Here is a 12,557-nt window from a genome sequence, read left to right on the forward strand (position 1 = left end):
CCTATTTATTCATGATGCGCTTTAAGAAATTTCTTTTTGGATTTGACACATTGGTTCCCATTTCCAAATCATAACGCTTAGAAATATCCTTATGGACTTTTTCATAGAATTCCGCATTGAAATTGGCTTTGCCCAAATGTTGGATCACCTTATCGGCGTTCCATCTTTCCTTAATGACCTGATCAAAAAAAGCATGACTTAATCTGAGGCCAAATGCATTGACTCCTTTGATGATTTTTGACTGTGATTCAAAAAGCATCCTAAAGCCTATTTTGCCTTCTGGATGCTCCCAGTAAAATGAATTGAAATCCGAATCCCAAAGTGGAGGAACCCAACCGTAAGTCTGGTACTCTATGTCGAAAAATTTGGCCGAATTGAACCATACGCCGGGCTGATATTTTACAGGTTCATTACAAAGATTGTGCGCCAACGTTTCTCCATGCATGCGACCCGTATACCAGACTTGTTCAATATTTTTTCTATCTGAGGCGGGAGCTTTATGGAATTCCACACAATCCCCAATGGCAAAGACATTTGGAATATTGGTTTTGAAATAAAGATCCGCAAGTATGCCTTTTTTGGTAGCCAATGTTGAATCTATCAGGAAATCTATGTTTGGACTGACCCCAATGGTAAGGCCAACAAATTCACAGGGAATGGTTTCCCCGTGGTTGGTCAGTACAGCCTTTGCCCTACCCTGTCCATCATCCAGAATCTCCTTCAATTCAGTGTTCAACCGCAAGTCGATATGGTGTTCTCGGATATGCCTGTTGATCATGTCGGATTCCTCAGGCGGCAGGACATGGTCCCAAAAGCTGTTTTCTCTAACCAAAAAGGTCACTTCAACATTCCTACTTCTTAACATTTCGGCCATTTCGATGCCGATCAGGCCCCCACCTACTATAACAGCCTTCTTGATGCCTTTGGTCTGGGTTTCCATGAGGTCAAGGTCTTGTTTGGAATAGAGTCCCTGTACACCAGCCAATTCTTGTCCGGGCCAACCATATTTGTTGTTCTTAGAACCAGTTGCCAATACCAGAATGTCATAATTTAAAGGCTCATCATCTTCAAAGATTACATTCTTAGCTTCGAAATCAACCTTTTTTACCCATGTCTGCTTGAGTTCCAAGCGGTTTTTCTCCCAAAAGAAATCCTCATACGGTTTGGTATGTTCGTATTTCATGTGCCCCATGTAAATGTACATCAGCGCAGTTCTGGAAAAAAAATGTTTGGTTTCCCCGGAAATGATGGTAATCCTTGCCGAATTATCCATTTTTCTGATCTGCCTGGCACAGGTGACCCCAGCAATACCATTCCCAATGATTACAATGCGTCGGTTTGGGTTTCGATTACAAAAATCTTGGGAATTTGAATGCATGAATACCTTTGGAGAATGTATACTGAAATTTAAATCATTTAGGAAGAAAATAATACTAATTTACTTTTCTTATAACTAGAAATCCTTTGAAAGGCAATTGGGCCACTTTGATTTACAAATAAATCCTTCAATTTAATTGTAAGTGATCCTTAAATGATTTTCAAGGTTCATCCAGATTTTATAAACAGAAAATCATTCATTGAGACTCCAATCATATTCCATGTAAGAGATTTTGGCCTTGGGATCGAGCCTGATGGTGGAATATTGGTTAAGATAATCGATTAGGGATCCATTTTTTGTAAAATCACCTTTGAACCATGAAAATATCTTACTGATTTCTGCCTGGTTTTTTTGGATCCGGTTTCTTTTGGGGTCATTGATGAAGCGCTTGGCCATATCATCAAGCTGTTGGTCCAATTTACTGACCACGAAAGCCTCATTGCGGAGGGGTGGGCAGGAGAATGAGGCACAGTTGATGGCAAAATGGATCCTTGGCTCGTCAAATTCCTTCCTCAGGATCTTATGTTCAATCTCATCCAGGTTAGCATCTTCCCCCCCTATTTGGAAAAATTTGATGTGCCAGACTGTATTGACCAAAGGAATTTTTATTTTGGGATGCAGGTCCTGAATGCTTTCCACCGGATAATTGTCTGCAATTAATTTTACTGTAAATGCATTATAAGCATTGATCCAATAGGCCAATTGCTCTTGTTCAGACCATGTTTGCCTATCCGGCGCATTTTTACTGATAAGAGACAGGTAATTGTCCAATTGATCCATATCAGCTATGAAACCCTTGTAATCCACAATTCCTTCCCCATCCACATGTTTTCTCAACAATCCATCCCAGATTTCATGGGAAGGAGGCTTCGTCCCATTTTGTCCAAGATCTGAGCCTTGACAGGAAACAACAAAAGACAAGCAAGCAAATACAATTAATCTTTTCATATTCCGTGATTTAAAACAAAATTAAAGAGGATTAGATAACTCGAATGTCTTTTAACTGACAAAAGCTATTTCGACTCGGGTTTATCGGTAAAAATACGTTGTTTATATCCGTTTTATCCAAAAGGTACATGATTAAAATCTATTTTGACTAAATGGAAATGAGGCGAAAAGACTTAAAATTATTTCTCTCAAGCCTAACCTAATATTTAGCTATTAATGCCATAAGTTCAGGAAAGGCTTTGAGGTCATCCAATTCATCTATATCTGAAAGGGTTGGCAGTAGAAAGGAATGGAGCCCAACTGCTTTCGATCTTGATAAGGTTTCGCTCAAAACTTTGTCGGTACTCCAGGGCATTTGTTGGAAAATGTCCTGGTGGGCTTCTTTAGCACCTATCAGATAATAACCCCCATCTGAAGCCGGGCCCAAAACCAAATCAAATCGATCCAGCATTTCTACGGCATTTTCTAAGCAATCCGATTTCATTTCTGGACAATCAGATCCTATGATAATGACTTTCTCATAACCATGGGCTTTTCCATACCGCATGGCATTATACATTCGAATACCCAAGTCCTGGCCGGTTTGAATTTCAGATGAAAAGCCTGAAGGTGGATGCAAACTTGATTCTGACACTCGGCTATAAAACAATTTAACATCAATGGGCTTATTTACCTTTTCTACTTCTGCCAAAGTCATTTTTACCAAGTGCTGATAAACTGCCAACGCTTGTTTTGATCCTATTTCCTTGGCTAGTCTTGTTTTGACAGTGCCTAAAATAAATGGTTTCAAAAAAATTACCACCAAGGTATCAGTCATGTATCTTTACTCCTTTCTGTAGCCAAATGCCCCAGGTACGGCTGTAAACATGGACTTCTTCCGTCTCCACTTGATTTTTATATACCGGATTGGACTCGTTGACCCAATGGATTATGCCACCATAAAGATTGTAAACTTCACGGAATCCAGCACTTCTCAGTTGTTCACCTACCTTTTGACTGCGGTAACCCACTGTGCAATAAACTACTATAGGCTGGTCCTTATTGAACATTTCCACCTTGCTTAAATCAAATGCCTCATAGCCTACCCATATGGAATGGGGTAAGTGACTGACTTCAAATTCTCTCAATTCTCTGGCATCTAAAACCACCCAATCTTTTTTATCTGCCAGTTCTTCGGGATAAATAACCGGAAAATCCTTTTCATAAATGGTGTTGAGCAAAGCTTTGAAAGCAGTATTTTGAGCAAAAAGAGGTACAACCGATATGAAATAAAGCATCATGATTGTTCCTGTGCTTACAATAATGGATTTACCAATTCGAAAGTAATTTTTGTTTGTTAAAAGTAACTCTTTAGGTTTCGGATATATCATAATGGTTCCTATTGCCTACTTACGCAATGGTCAACTTCCTTGGATTTAATTCCTATTTGATTCAATAAGGATTTTTTTGATGAAAAAGTTTTCCTATTCTCTTAAACGCCTCCTTTTGATACATCAGTAAGCATAATTTTTCTCTCCGGCCAATATGGGAAAATCCAAGAAATGGCTCTTGGGAGGCAAAGGACAGGTAGCATAATCGGTAAATACACAGGGAGGATTATAGCTTTTGTTAAAATCCAAAACAGTCTTTCCATTGCGATCCGGCTTCGGAACATAAACGTATCGTCCCCCACCATAGGTACTTTCTCCACTCGTTTGATCCGCAAAAATCACTAAGTATTCTGATAACCCTTCATCGATGACATCCATTTTGTAGGATTTACCTTCATGTTCAAAGGAAAGGTAACCGGGAGATAGATTAGGTATCGTTTGTCCCAAAACATTGGTGATGGGAATTTCTTTAACAGGCTCATAGGGAACAAAATCCACTACCCAGCGCCACTGTAATTCAGTAGGAAATCGTTCAATTTCTTTAAATTCCATTAAACTTTTGGCCTCTAAATCCCTGATTCTCAAAAAGAATTGATTTCCCCTTTTAATAGGCAACCACCTTAAATTGCCAAATGAAAGTAAAGCCTGACCGCCTTCCTTGTATATCAAAAACTTATCTACAACCTCAGCGCCTTCAGACGTTTTAATGCCCTCTCTGGCAGGCTCAAAAAATACCTGGTTGACCTCCACTTTAACATCACCCAAATATTCTGGGTAGCCAGGTATCAGTTGGATATCCATATCTGAACCTGACCCCATGCGGTTAGGTCCTTCTTTGAGTTTTGCCAAACCAATCAAGTTTAACCAACCCTCTGGGGATTTAAGAAATTCCAATCGATCCTTGTGCCATGCTGCTACTTCATTTTGGTACTTTTCGGGATTCATATTTTCCGATTCCTGCACACCTGAAGAACAGGCGATCAAAATGAAAACGGCTAATAAGCAATAGCATTCAGATTTTACCATAAACCAATAAAATGAAAATCGGTGTGAAGGTTCAAGCTAAGAAAAAAAAATTGAAAATTACCTCTAAAATCTCTCCGGATTAGGCATTTTCATCATATCAGATCTCCTTGAATCGTATCTTGGGCCTACTTAAGTTAAGTCACTGGCCTCTCATTTTCAACATTGGTGATTTTGAGAGGTAACTAGCCTGTTCAATATGAAAAAATATCATATTTAAAAAAATGATTTATAAGTACTTATATAAATTAAATGCTAAATCACTTTATGGTACTTTTGATCACAATTGTTCTGGTAGGGTTAAGCGGGTCATTGCTAAATACCGTAATGTGTTTGTGATCGATTCCTTTTCTCGAATGGGTATCAAAAGAAAATTTGAGCTCAGTTTTATCGCCTGGCATCAAGTCGTTTTTGGCCAATTCAAGTGTAAGGCATTCACAATTTGCTATGACTTTGCGGATATTAACAGGCTGGCTACCCATATTGCTAAGGGTGATGCTTCTGTGTACTGTGGAACCGGATTTAATTTCCTTGAGATCAAGGTTTACTTCAGAAATGGCCAATTTAGGTAAATTAGCTGCTTCACTAGCCGTGATGGGGTCAAAGTATTCATGGACAGTTGTTAAAAGCCTGAGGTTGACTTCCTCCTCCTTTTCTGATTCCAAATGGAAGGAGATGATTTCATCCTGAAAACCCAAAAAATCAACCCCTTCAGCAGTATAAGTGATTTCTAAAATCCCTCTGGATTTGGCAGGCACCAAAGCGGGTACCATATTTACCTCTATATGAGGAGGAAGATTTGTTTTAAATTCATCAATGGTAATGGGAAGGTCTTTAAAATTATAGAAATCCACATGCTTGGTTCTTTTCAGTCCTGTAAATGCTTCACCCATGTTGATGGAGGAAAATTTAAAACCCATATCTCCCACTTTGTAGGCGTAATGGGCATAAAAATCCTCAGGTAAGGGGACATTATTTCCTTGAACAAAAATTGTGTCGCCACCAAGATCCAGGTTGGTTTTTACCACAACCATTTTGGAAAATTTGCCCCCGCGGTTAATTGGGTCGTAGGAAATCACCACACTACCTATTTGGTCTTGATGAAGGGTATCTTTGGTAAAATGGGCGGTGGTACAGCCACAGTCAGTGATCACCTCTTGCATGACCACCGGAAGGAGGCCTTTGTTGACTACAAAGAATTCTGCGTATACTTCGCCATACTCTTCCAAAACAGTGCCCAGATCCACTAGATTCTTTTCCCAGATCAATGCCCGGTCTGTAAGTTTTTGTGCAGAAAGGTCAAGGGTAAACCCTACCAACATAATGGACATCAAAGCTGAAATACATGTTTTCTTCATGGTTGCAAATAACGGGAAAAATATCACTTCATGTTTTTTTATTTGTTTAATTTGCACCAAATTTCAAATCATGTCAAGAGTTTTAACAGGAATTCAGAGTTCAGGAATACCCCATTTAGGCAACATTTTAGGTGCAATCATTCCGGCCATACGACTGACACAAGACCATCAGAATGAATCCTTTATTTTTATAGCCGATTTCCATTCCCTGACCAGTTTGAAGGACGGAGAAGCAAGAAAGCGCAATGTATATGCCACTGCTGCCACTTGGCTGGCATTCGGATTGGATGTGGATAAAACCATATTTTATCGACAATCCAGGATTCCGGAAGTGGCTGAGTTAACTTGGTACCTTAGCTGCTTTACCCCCTATCCCATGTTGGCCAATTCCACCAGTTTCAAGGATAAATCGGATAAGTTGGCGGATGTAAATGCCGGGCTATTTACCTATCCGGTTCTGATGGCTGCTGATATTCTGCTTTATCAGGCTGACTTGGTTCCTGTTGGCAAAGACCAGTTACAACATCTTGAAATGACCCGAGACATTGCCAATGCCTTTAATCACCGCATGGGGGCTGAAATACTTGTGCTTCCGGAGGCAAAAATTTCCGAGGATGTTATGATTGTCCCCGGCACGGACGGTCAGAAGATGAGCAAAACCTACAATAATTTTATCGATATTTTTCTTCCTGAAAAAGAGTTGAAAAAAAACGTCAATAAAATAATCACAGACAGTACCCCTTTAGAAGCCCCCAAAAACCCGGAAACCTGTAATTTATTCAAACTTTACAAGCTTGTGGCTGAACCTGATCAGGTTGCTGAAATGAGAGAGAAGTATTTGGCAGGCAACTATGGATATGGCCATGCGAAAAAAGAATTCCTGGATCTGTTACTGGAGAAATATGGAAAGATGAGGGCTACTTATGATCACCTCATGGCAAATCCCGAAATCATAGAGGAAAAGCTGTCCATTGGTGAATCTAAAGCCAAGTTGATTGCCAATACCGTTTTAGATGAAATCCGAGTGATACTAGGGTACAGGTAAATTGACAGAAAAAGGGATTTTAACAACAATCGAAAATTCCTTTTAAAAGGAACAAAAACCTCTCATTTATTTATCTGGAGCGCCACAAATCCTTTAAGGACTTGCCATTGATCTGCATGGTGAAACGCGCTGGATTGGGAACCAAAACAATCCTTACATCCTGCCCGTCAAATTGTTCTGAATCTATAGGAACACCTTCTTTTCCTTTGACCTCATAGGAAACTATCCCATTGGAATCAGGGAGCATGGGTGTATAATGATTGGCCAAATAAGCAGAAGCCAAAAGGATATCGGTGTCTGATTGAAGCTTGTCATAGATTTTTTCTAAGACAGCTTCCAATTCGTCTCCGAATTCATCATTAAAATCATCTTCCAAATCATGCAATTCTTCCTCAATATCATCGTAATCGGGATCTGCATAGCTTTTTTTGCTCAAAAGGATTCTTTTTTCTACTATTTCTGTAAGGTCTTTATCAAGCTTGTTGTAATCCATGGAATGGTTTTTTATGATCATGCAAATTTATAGAGTTTGTGCAGGGAATCCAACCTTGAATTAATTTTTCACCACAACACCTTCTTTCATCACAAAAACCACTTTTCCCATTACGTTGATGTCTTTTGATGGGTCCCCATCCACAGCGATGATATCGGCAATCTTTCCGACTTCCAAGGATCCAAGGCGGTCTTGTATTCCCAACAATTCCGCTCCTTTTATGGTCGCTGCTTGAACGGCTTCAAGGTTTGGCATGCCCACCTCGGTCATATAAATAAATTCCCGATAGTTTTCACCATGTGGAAAAACCCCTGCGTCCGTTCCAAAGGCTATTTTAACCCCTCTTTTGTAGGCCTTTTCAAATGTACCTTGGATTTGAGGACCTATGGCTTCCGCTTTGACTTTTACAGATGGGTGGTAGTATCCCGGAATTTTGGCATATTCAGCTACAGACATCCCCGCGGTGATGGTCGGCACATACCAAACGCCGGCTTCGATCATCATGTCCATGGTTTCTTCTGACATCATGGTACCATGTTCTATGGAATGAATTCCTCCTTTTACTGCCCTTTTCATCCCCTCGTCTCCATGGGCATGTGCAGCTACATGAATACCAAAATCCTTCGCTGTTTCTATCACTGCATCAATCTCATCTTGCTGAAATTGGGGTGCCGAACCGTCTTTGGCCACACTCAGCACCCCGCCGGTTGCTGTAATTTTGATGACATCGGCCCCGTTCTTAACTTGTTGCCTGACTGCTTTTCTCGCATCAGCTGTCCCATTGATTACCCCTACCTCTGGTCCCGGATCTCCCATCAGCATTTTTTTCATGCCATTGGTAGGATCTGCGTGCCCACCTGTCGGGGCTATTGATTTTCCTGCCGCAACAATTCTAGGCCCCTCTACCTTGCCTGCGTTTATCGCATTTCTCAATGCGATATTCACTCCATTGCCCCCTAAATCCCTCACGGTCGTGAACCCTGCATGCAAGGTTGTTTTGGCATAAATTAACGCATTGTAGGCTACATCAGCCTCATTTAAAGTAAATCGGTCCAGGTATTGACTTGGACCAGTTTCACTTTCCAGATGTACATGCATGTCCATTAATCCAGGAAGTACTGTCTTATCTTTTAAATCGATGGTTGAGTCATCTTCACCTCCGGCTTTAAAACCTTTTTCAAGGCCGATTATGACACCATCCTCAATGATGAGCGTCATTTCGTTCAACACTTTCAAAGCATTTACATCAATTAAGTTACCGGCGTGAATGTAGGTTTTTTGCGCTAAGGTAAAACTTGAAAAAAATAGGCAGGTGAGGAAAAGAAAACAGGCTTTTGGCATGATTAAGGTGTTTGTTTGAAATTACAAGATATCAATAATAGCTCGCATAGATGGATTCTATGAAACAAAAAAATACCGGTCAAGGATAGACCGGCATTAAACAAGCAACTTTTACTACAATAAATTAAATGATAGGCGAATTCCGCATGGCTTTCAAAATATGAAGTACGGATTTATCTTTCATCTTTTGTTCAAAATACCCGTGGTTTGATAGGTCCATCCTGTAAAGGAAAATCAGTAAATGACTAAGCCTTAGCAAAGACCAATCTGACAATTTTTGTGGATGGTCTAAAATATACAGGTCTGTTGGAGGAAAATAAGCGATCTTTTGTGACAACCTTTTGACTTCTTGCTTCAAGCTAAATGACATGTCATAGAAATCATAATAGTGATATGCCGCCTCTTTGGTCAGTTCTTTCCCAATTACCCGTTCCACTTTGTTAAATTCACTCTCCATCAGCGGGATAAATCCCATGACTTCTTTTAAGTTTTCTTTAGATACGTTTTGCCTGTAATTTAGAACTTCTTCCAAGGCAATTCCATGATTCTCTTTAGATATCATATTCAAAACATTTAGGGCTTTACTTATTTCATCTATTCTTATCTGAAAAAAGAAAATTTAAAGCTTTCAGTTTTCAAGTCAAATTCTCATGGAATGCAATCAATACTCATGAAAATTACAAAAATAAAAGCGTGTAGACAACGTAATTTTCATTTTGACCCCAACAATTTTTCCACATACCCTGTTGATAAGTCTCTCGGTCTTAACGATTTTTGATTTGAAAAAGTTTTTTTTGACCTCATAATTCATAAAAGAGACCATGAAATACAGTAAATTTTTCAATGTTAAGAAATTGTGATCCTTGTCTTCATTATTTCAATAGTGATAGTTCCTTCAAATATTGAAATGACTACTTCAACTACCAGCCTCATATGGAAGGCAAAAATTAATTCAAATAAATAGTTTTTTAATGAAATGGAGCCAATCGCCTCTGGTCCTATTTTCAAAAAGTCAAATAGTTCATCGAATTCACCATCAAAACCATTAATTTTAAAATCAATCTAGTTCATCATTGACAAAAAAACCACATGAAGCAAAGCGTTTTGATAACCGGAGGTGCGAGCGGAATTGGTCTTGCTTTAACCAAGGCGTTTGCAAGCAAACAATACAAAGTTTATTTCCTTGATTTCAACAAGGAATCAGGCATGGAATTGCAGGCAGCACTTGTTGATCTTAATCAAGAGGTTCAATTTATTCATGGCAATGTAGCCGACCGTGAACAAATGCAAGACATTATTAACAAAATAGGCCCTTTGGATATTTTGATCAACAATGCCGGTATTTCACATGTGGGAAACTTAGGCACCACGCAGGAAGAAGATTTTGATAGACTTTTCCAAGTCAATGTAAAAGGAGTCTTTAACTGCAGTCAGGCGGCAATCTCTAAAATGAAGGAACAAGGCAAAGGGCTAATCCTAAATATGTGTTCAGTAGCCGCCAGCATGGGTTTGCCAGACCGATTTGCTTATTCGATGACCAAAGGGGCTGTATTGTCCATGACCCTATCCATTGCAAGGGATTATGTGGAATATGGTATTCGATGCAACTGTATTTCTCCTGGGAGGGTTCATACGCCTTTTGTGGATGGCTTTCTTTCCAAAAATTATCCCGGTAAGGAAAAAGAAATGTTTGACAAACTTGCGGCCAGTCAGCCCATCGGGCGCATGGGGAAACCAGAAGAAATTGCGGCCCTGGCCCTCTACCTTTCATCTCCTGAAGCCTCGTTTATTACAGGTACCAATTTCCCGATCGATGGAGGTTTCTTAGGACTCAAAATGTAACCATATTATAAATTATCAATTGAAGCAAATTTAAAACTTAACTGAATGAAACTGATACGATTTGGACCAAGCGGTCATGAAAAGCCGGGCATAGAAACAAAAGAAGGAAAAAGATTGGATTGCAGCACCTTTGGGGAAGACTGGTCGGAAACATTTCTGGAAAAAGACGGCTTGAGGAGACTCGAAAACTGGTTGAAAGAGCATGAAAATTCTTGCAGGGAAATACCATCTGAAGAAAGGCTTGGGCCTCCCTTGCAGCGTCCGTCTAAAATCATCTGTGTGGGGTTGAATTATTCCCTTCATGCCAAAGAAAGCGGTATGGCTGTTCCGGAGCAACCGGTTTTGTTCATGAAGGCTACCTCCTCGATTTGTGGGCCCTTTGATGATATCATCATCCCCAAAAACTCAGTGAAAACAGATTGGGAAGTGGAATTGGCGGTGGTGATAGGAAAAAAAGCAAGCTATGTCTCAAATGAAAATGCCATGAATCATGTGGCTGGGTATGTGTTACATAATGATGTTAGCGAGCGGGATTTTCAATTGAATCACGGAGGTCAGTGGGTAAAGGGAAAGAGCGCCGATAGTTTTGCACCATTGGGACCCTATTTGGTCACCAAGGATGAAATACCCGATCCCCATCAGCTTCGACTCTGGCTGAAAGTCAACGGAGAAACCTTGCAAGACTCTTCCACATCGGATCTTGTCTTTAATATTCCCACCTTAGTAAGCTATATCAGCCAGTACATGACCCTTTTGCCAGGGGATATCATTTCTACGGGAACCCCCTCTGGCGTAGGCCTTGGCTTGAAGCCACCGAGATACTTGAAGGCGGGAGATGTGGTAGAACTCGGTGTGGAAGGACTTGGAATATCTTCTCAAAAGGTCAGAGACTACAGCGAATAAACATGAAAATAGACGCCCACCAACATTTTTGGCAATACCAACCTGACCGACACGCATGGATCGACCAAAGTATGGCTAAAATTCGCAGAGACTTTATGCCGGAAGATTTGGAGCCGCTCTTGAAAAGATATGGAATGGATGGTACAGTGGCTGTACAAGCCGATGAATCGCTGACCGAAACCAACTTTCTCCTGGAACTTGCTCTACGGTATCCATTTATCAAAAAAGTGGTGGGATGGGTTGACTTCGAAGCATCGGATCTAGAAGAACAATTGGAAACCCTTTCCCAAAATGAAAAACTGGTGGGTTTTCGCCATGTCTTACAGGACAAAGAACCTGAATATATGTACGGAAAACAGTTCAGAAAGGGCCTAGTCAATTTGTCTAAACATGGTTTTACCTATGATTTATTGATTTATCCACCACATCTGGAAGCTGCGGTAGATCTTGTGAAGGATTTTCCTAAGCAGCCATTTGTCATTGATCATTTGGCCAAACCAAACATAAAAACAGGTGAAGTAGAAAACTGGCTAAATGGTATGGCCAAGATTGCCCGATTTCCAAATGTTTCCTGTAAACTATCGGGTTTGGTAACAGAAGCAGATTGGTACAAATGGCAGGAAGAAGACTTTTACTATTTTTTAGAGGTTGTTTTTGGACTCTTTGGAACAGAAAGGCTCATGTATGGATCTGATTGGCCGGTTTGTCTATTGGCTGCAGCATATCAGCAGACCCAAACCATTCTGAAGAATTATGTCAATAAACTGACAGCTACCGAAAAGGCAAGCATTATGGGGCTCAATGCCTGTAATTTTTATAAAATAGACTTAGATTGACATATTCCTAAAACCTAAAA

Annotated in this window: 13 protein-coding genes; 4 read left to right on the forward strand and 9 right to left on the reverse strand. The window is 40.1% G+C overall.

Annotated features, from left to right (window positions below; all coding sequences use genetic code 11):
- Nucleotide 1 precedes the first annotated feature (1 nt).
- The 6 genes from H1A14_RS09045 to H1A14_RS09070 all read right to left on the reverse strand — a co-directional run bounded on the left by H1A14_RS09045 (nucleotide 2) and on the right by H1A14_RS09070 (nucleotide 6,077).
- The gene (locus H1A14_RS09045; RefSeq protein WP_194775910.1) at nucleotides 2-1,378 is read right to left on the reverse strand and encodes an NAD(P)/FAD-dependent oxidoreductase; all 1,377 of its coding nucleotides are present in this window, start codon (nucleotides 1,376-1,378) and stop codon (nucleotides 2-4) included.
- A gap of 192 nt (nucleotides 1,379-1,570) precedes the next feature.
- On the reverse strand, nucleotides 1,571-2,326 hold the full coding sequence (locus H1A14_RS09050) for a DUF547 domain-containing protein (RefSeq protein ID WP_194775911.1): 756 nt from the start codon (nucleotides 2,324-2,326) through the stop codon (nucleotides 1,571-1,573).
- 199 nt (nucleotides 2,327-2,525) lie between these two features.
- Nucleotides 2,526-3,143 (reverse strand): TIGR04282 family arsenosugar biosynthesis glycosyltransferase, encoded by a 618-nt coding sequence (locus tag H1A14_RS09055; RefSeq protein WP_194775912.1) that lies wholly within the window; start codon nucleotides 3,141-3,143, stop codon nucleotides 2,526-2,528.
- Nucleotides 3,136-3,606, reverse strand: a complete 471-nt coding sequence (locus H1A14_RS09060) for a rhodanese-like domain-containing protein (protein WP_194775913.1) — start codon at nucleotides 3,604-3,606, stop codon at nucleotides 3,136-3,138. Before H1A14_RS09060 ends, H1A14_RS09055 begins: the two co-directional genes overlap by 8 nt.
- A gap of 213 nt (nucleotides 3,607-3,819) precedes the next feature.
- Complete coding sequence (locus tag H1A14_RS09065; protein WP_228527694.1) at nucleotides 3,820-4,641, reverse strand: DUF1684 domain-containing protein; 822 nt, start codon at nucleotides 4,639-4,641, stop codon at nucleotides 3,820-3,822.
- Nucleotides 4,642-4,979: 338 nt separating this feature from the next.
- On the reverse strand, nucleotides 4,980-6,077 hold the full coding sequence (locus tag H1A14_RS09070; protein WP_194775914.1) for a DUF1573 domain-containing protein: 1,098 nt from the start codon (nucleotides 6,075-6,077) through the stop codon (nucleotides 4,980-4,982).
- A gap of 70 nt (nucleotides 6,078-6,147) precedes the next feature.
- On the opposite strand from H1A14_RS09070, the gene trpS reads away from it, so the two are divergent.
- Nucleotides 6,148-7,122 (forward strand): tryptophan--tRNA ligase, encoded by a 975-nt coding sequence (gene trpS / locus H1A14_RS09075; protein WP_194775915.1) that lies wholly within the window; start codon nucleotides 6,148-6,150, stop codon nucleotides 7,120-7,122.
- A gap of 70 nt (nucleotides 7,123-7,192) precedes the next feature.
- Here the strand turns inward: trpS and H1A14_RS09080 are convergent, their stop codons facing one another.
- From H1A14_RS09080 to H1A14_RS09090, 3 genes are all read right to left on the reverse strand, one after another.
- Nucleotides 7,193-7,615 carry a hypothetical protein gene (locus H1A14_RS09080; protein ID WP_194775974.1) on the reverse strand — a complete coding sequence of 141 codons (423 nt, stop codon included), beginning with the start codon at nucleotides 7,613-7,615 and terminating at the stop codon, nucleotides 7,193-7,195.
- Between the two features lie 60 nt (nucleotides 7,616-7,675).
- The gene (locus H1A14_RS09085) at nucleotides 7,676-8,956 is read right to left on the reverse strand and encodes a metal-dependent hydrolase family protein (protein WP_194775916.1); all 1,281 of its coding nucleotides are present in this window, start codon (nucleotides 8,954-8,956) and stop codon (nucleotides 7,676-7,678) included.
- Between the two features lie 124 nt (nucleotides 8,957-9,080).
- Entirely contained in the window at nucleotides 9,081-9,518 is a 438-nt protein-coding gene (locus tag H1A14_RS09090) for a hypothetical protein (RefSeq protein ID WP_194775917.1), read from the reverse strand.
- 527 nt (nucleotides 9,519-10,045) lie between these two features.
- On the opposite strand from H1A14_RS09090, the gene H1A14_RS09095 reads away from it, so the two are divergent.
- The 3 genes from H1A14_RS09095 to H1A14_RS09105 are packed head-to-tail and all read left to right on the forward strand — an operon-like array spanning nucleotide 10,046 to nucleotide 12,537.
- Entirely contained in the window at nucleotides 10,046-10,798 is a 753-nt protein-coding gene (locus tag H1A14_RS09095) for an SDR family NAD(P)-dependent oxidoreductase (protein WP_194775918.1), read from the forward strand.
- A 45-nt stretch (nucleotides 10,799-10,843) separates the two neighbouring features.
- Entirely contained in the window at nucleotides 10,844-11,701 is an 858-nt protein-coding gene (locus tag H1A14_RS09100; protein WP_194775919.1) for a fumarylacetoacetate hydrolase family protein, read from the forward strand.
- Nucleotides 11,702-11,703: 2 nt separating this feature from the next.
- A complete protein-coding gene (locus H1A14_RS09105; RefSeq protein ID WP_194775920.1) occupies nucleotides 11,704-12,537 on the forward strand; it encodes an amidohydrolase family protein in 834 nt (277 codons plus the stop codon).
- Nucleotides 12,538-12,557: the final 20 nt, after the last annotated feature.

Source organism: Pararhodonellum marinum, assembly GCF_015354735.1.
Taxonomy (GTDB): domain Bacteria; phylum Bacteroidota; class Bacteroidia; order Cytophagales; family Cyclobacteriaceae; genus Pararhodonellum; species Pararhodonellum marinum.

What these genes read in the sequence shown, in the direction of transcription:
- H1A14_RS09045 (WP_194775910.1), bottom strand. Translation starts at nt 1,378, where the DNA reads ATGCATTCAAATTCCCAAGATTTTTGTAATCGAAACCCAAACCGACGC.
- H1A14_RS09100 (WP_194775919.1), top strand. Translation starts at nt 10,844, where the DNA reads ATGAAACTGATACGATTTGGACCAAGCGGTCATGAAAAGCCGGGCATA.
- H1A14_RS09080 (WP_194775974.1), bottom strand. Translation starts at nt 7,615, where the DNA reads ATGGATTACAACAAGCTTGATAAAGACCTTACAGAAATAGTAGAAAAA.
- H1A14_RS09090 (WP_194775917.1), bottom strand. Translation starts at nt 9,518, where the DNA reads ATGATATCTAAAGAGAATCATGGAATTGCCTTGGAAGAAGTTCTAAAT.
- H1A14_RS09085 (WP_194775916.1), bottom strand. Translation starts at nt 8,956, where the DNA reads ATGCCAAAAGCCTGTTTTCTTTTCCTCACCTGCCTATTTTTTTCAAGT.
- trpS (WP_194775915.1), top strand. Translation starts at nt 6,148, where the DNA reads ATGTCAAGAGTTTTAACAGGAATTCAGAGTTCAGGAATACCCCATTTA.
- H1A14_RS09060 (WP_194775913.1), bottom strand. Translation starts at nt 3,606, where the DNA reads ATGATGCTTTATTTCATATCGGTTGTACCTCTTTTTGCTCAAAATACT.
- H1A14_RS09065 (WP_228527694.1), bottom strand. Translation starts at nt 4,641, where the DNA reads ATGAATCCCGAAAAGTACCAAAATGAAGTAGCAGCATGGCACAAGGAT.
- H1A14_RS09050 (WP_194775911.1), bottom strand. Translation starts at nt 2,326, where the DNA reads ATGAAAAGATTAATTGTATTTGCTTGCTTGTCTTTTGTTGTTTCCTGT.
- H1A14_RS09095 (WP_194775918.1), top strand. Translation starts at nt 10,046, where the DNA reads ATGAAGCAAAGCGTTTTGATAACCGGAGGTGCGAGCGGAATTGGTCTT.
- H1A14_RS09055 (WP_194775912.1), bottom strand. Translation starts at nt 3,143, where the DNA reads ATGACTGATACCTTGGTGGTAATTTTTTTGAAACCATTTATTTTAGGC.
- H1A14_RS09105 (WP_194775920.1), top strand. Translation starts at nt 11,704, where the DNA reads ATGAAAATAGACGCCCACCAACATTTTTGGCAATACCAACCTGACCGA.
- H1A14_RS09070 (WP_194775914.1), bottom strand. Translation starts at nt 6,077, where the DNA reads ATGAAGAAAACATGTATTTCAGCTTTGATGTCCATTATGTTGGTAGGG.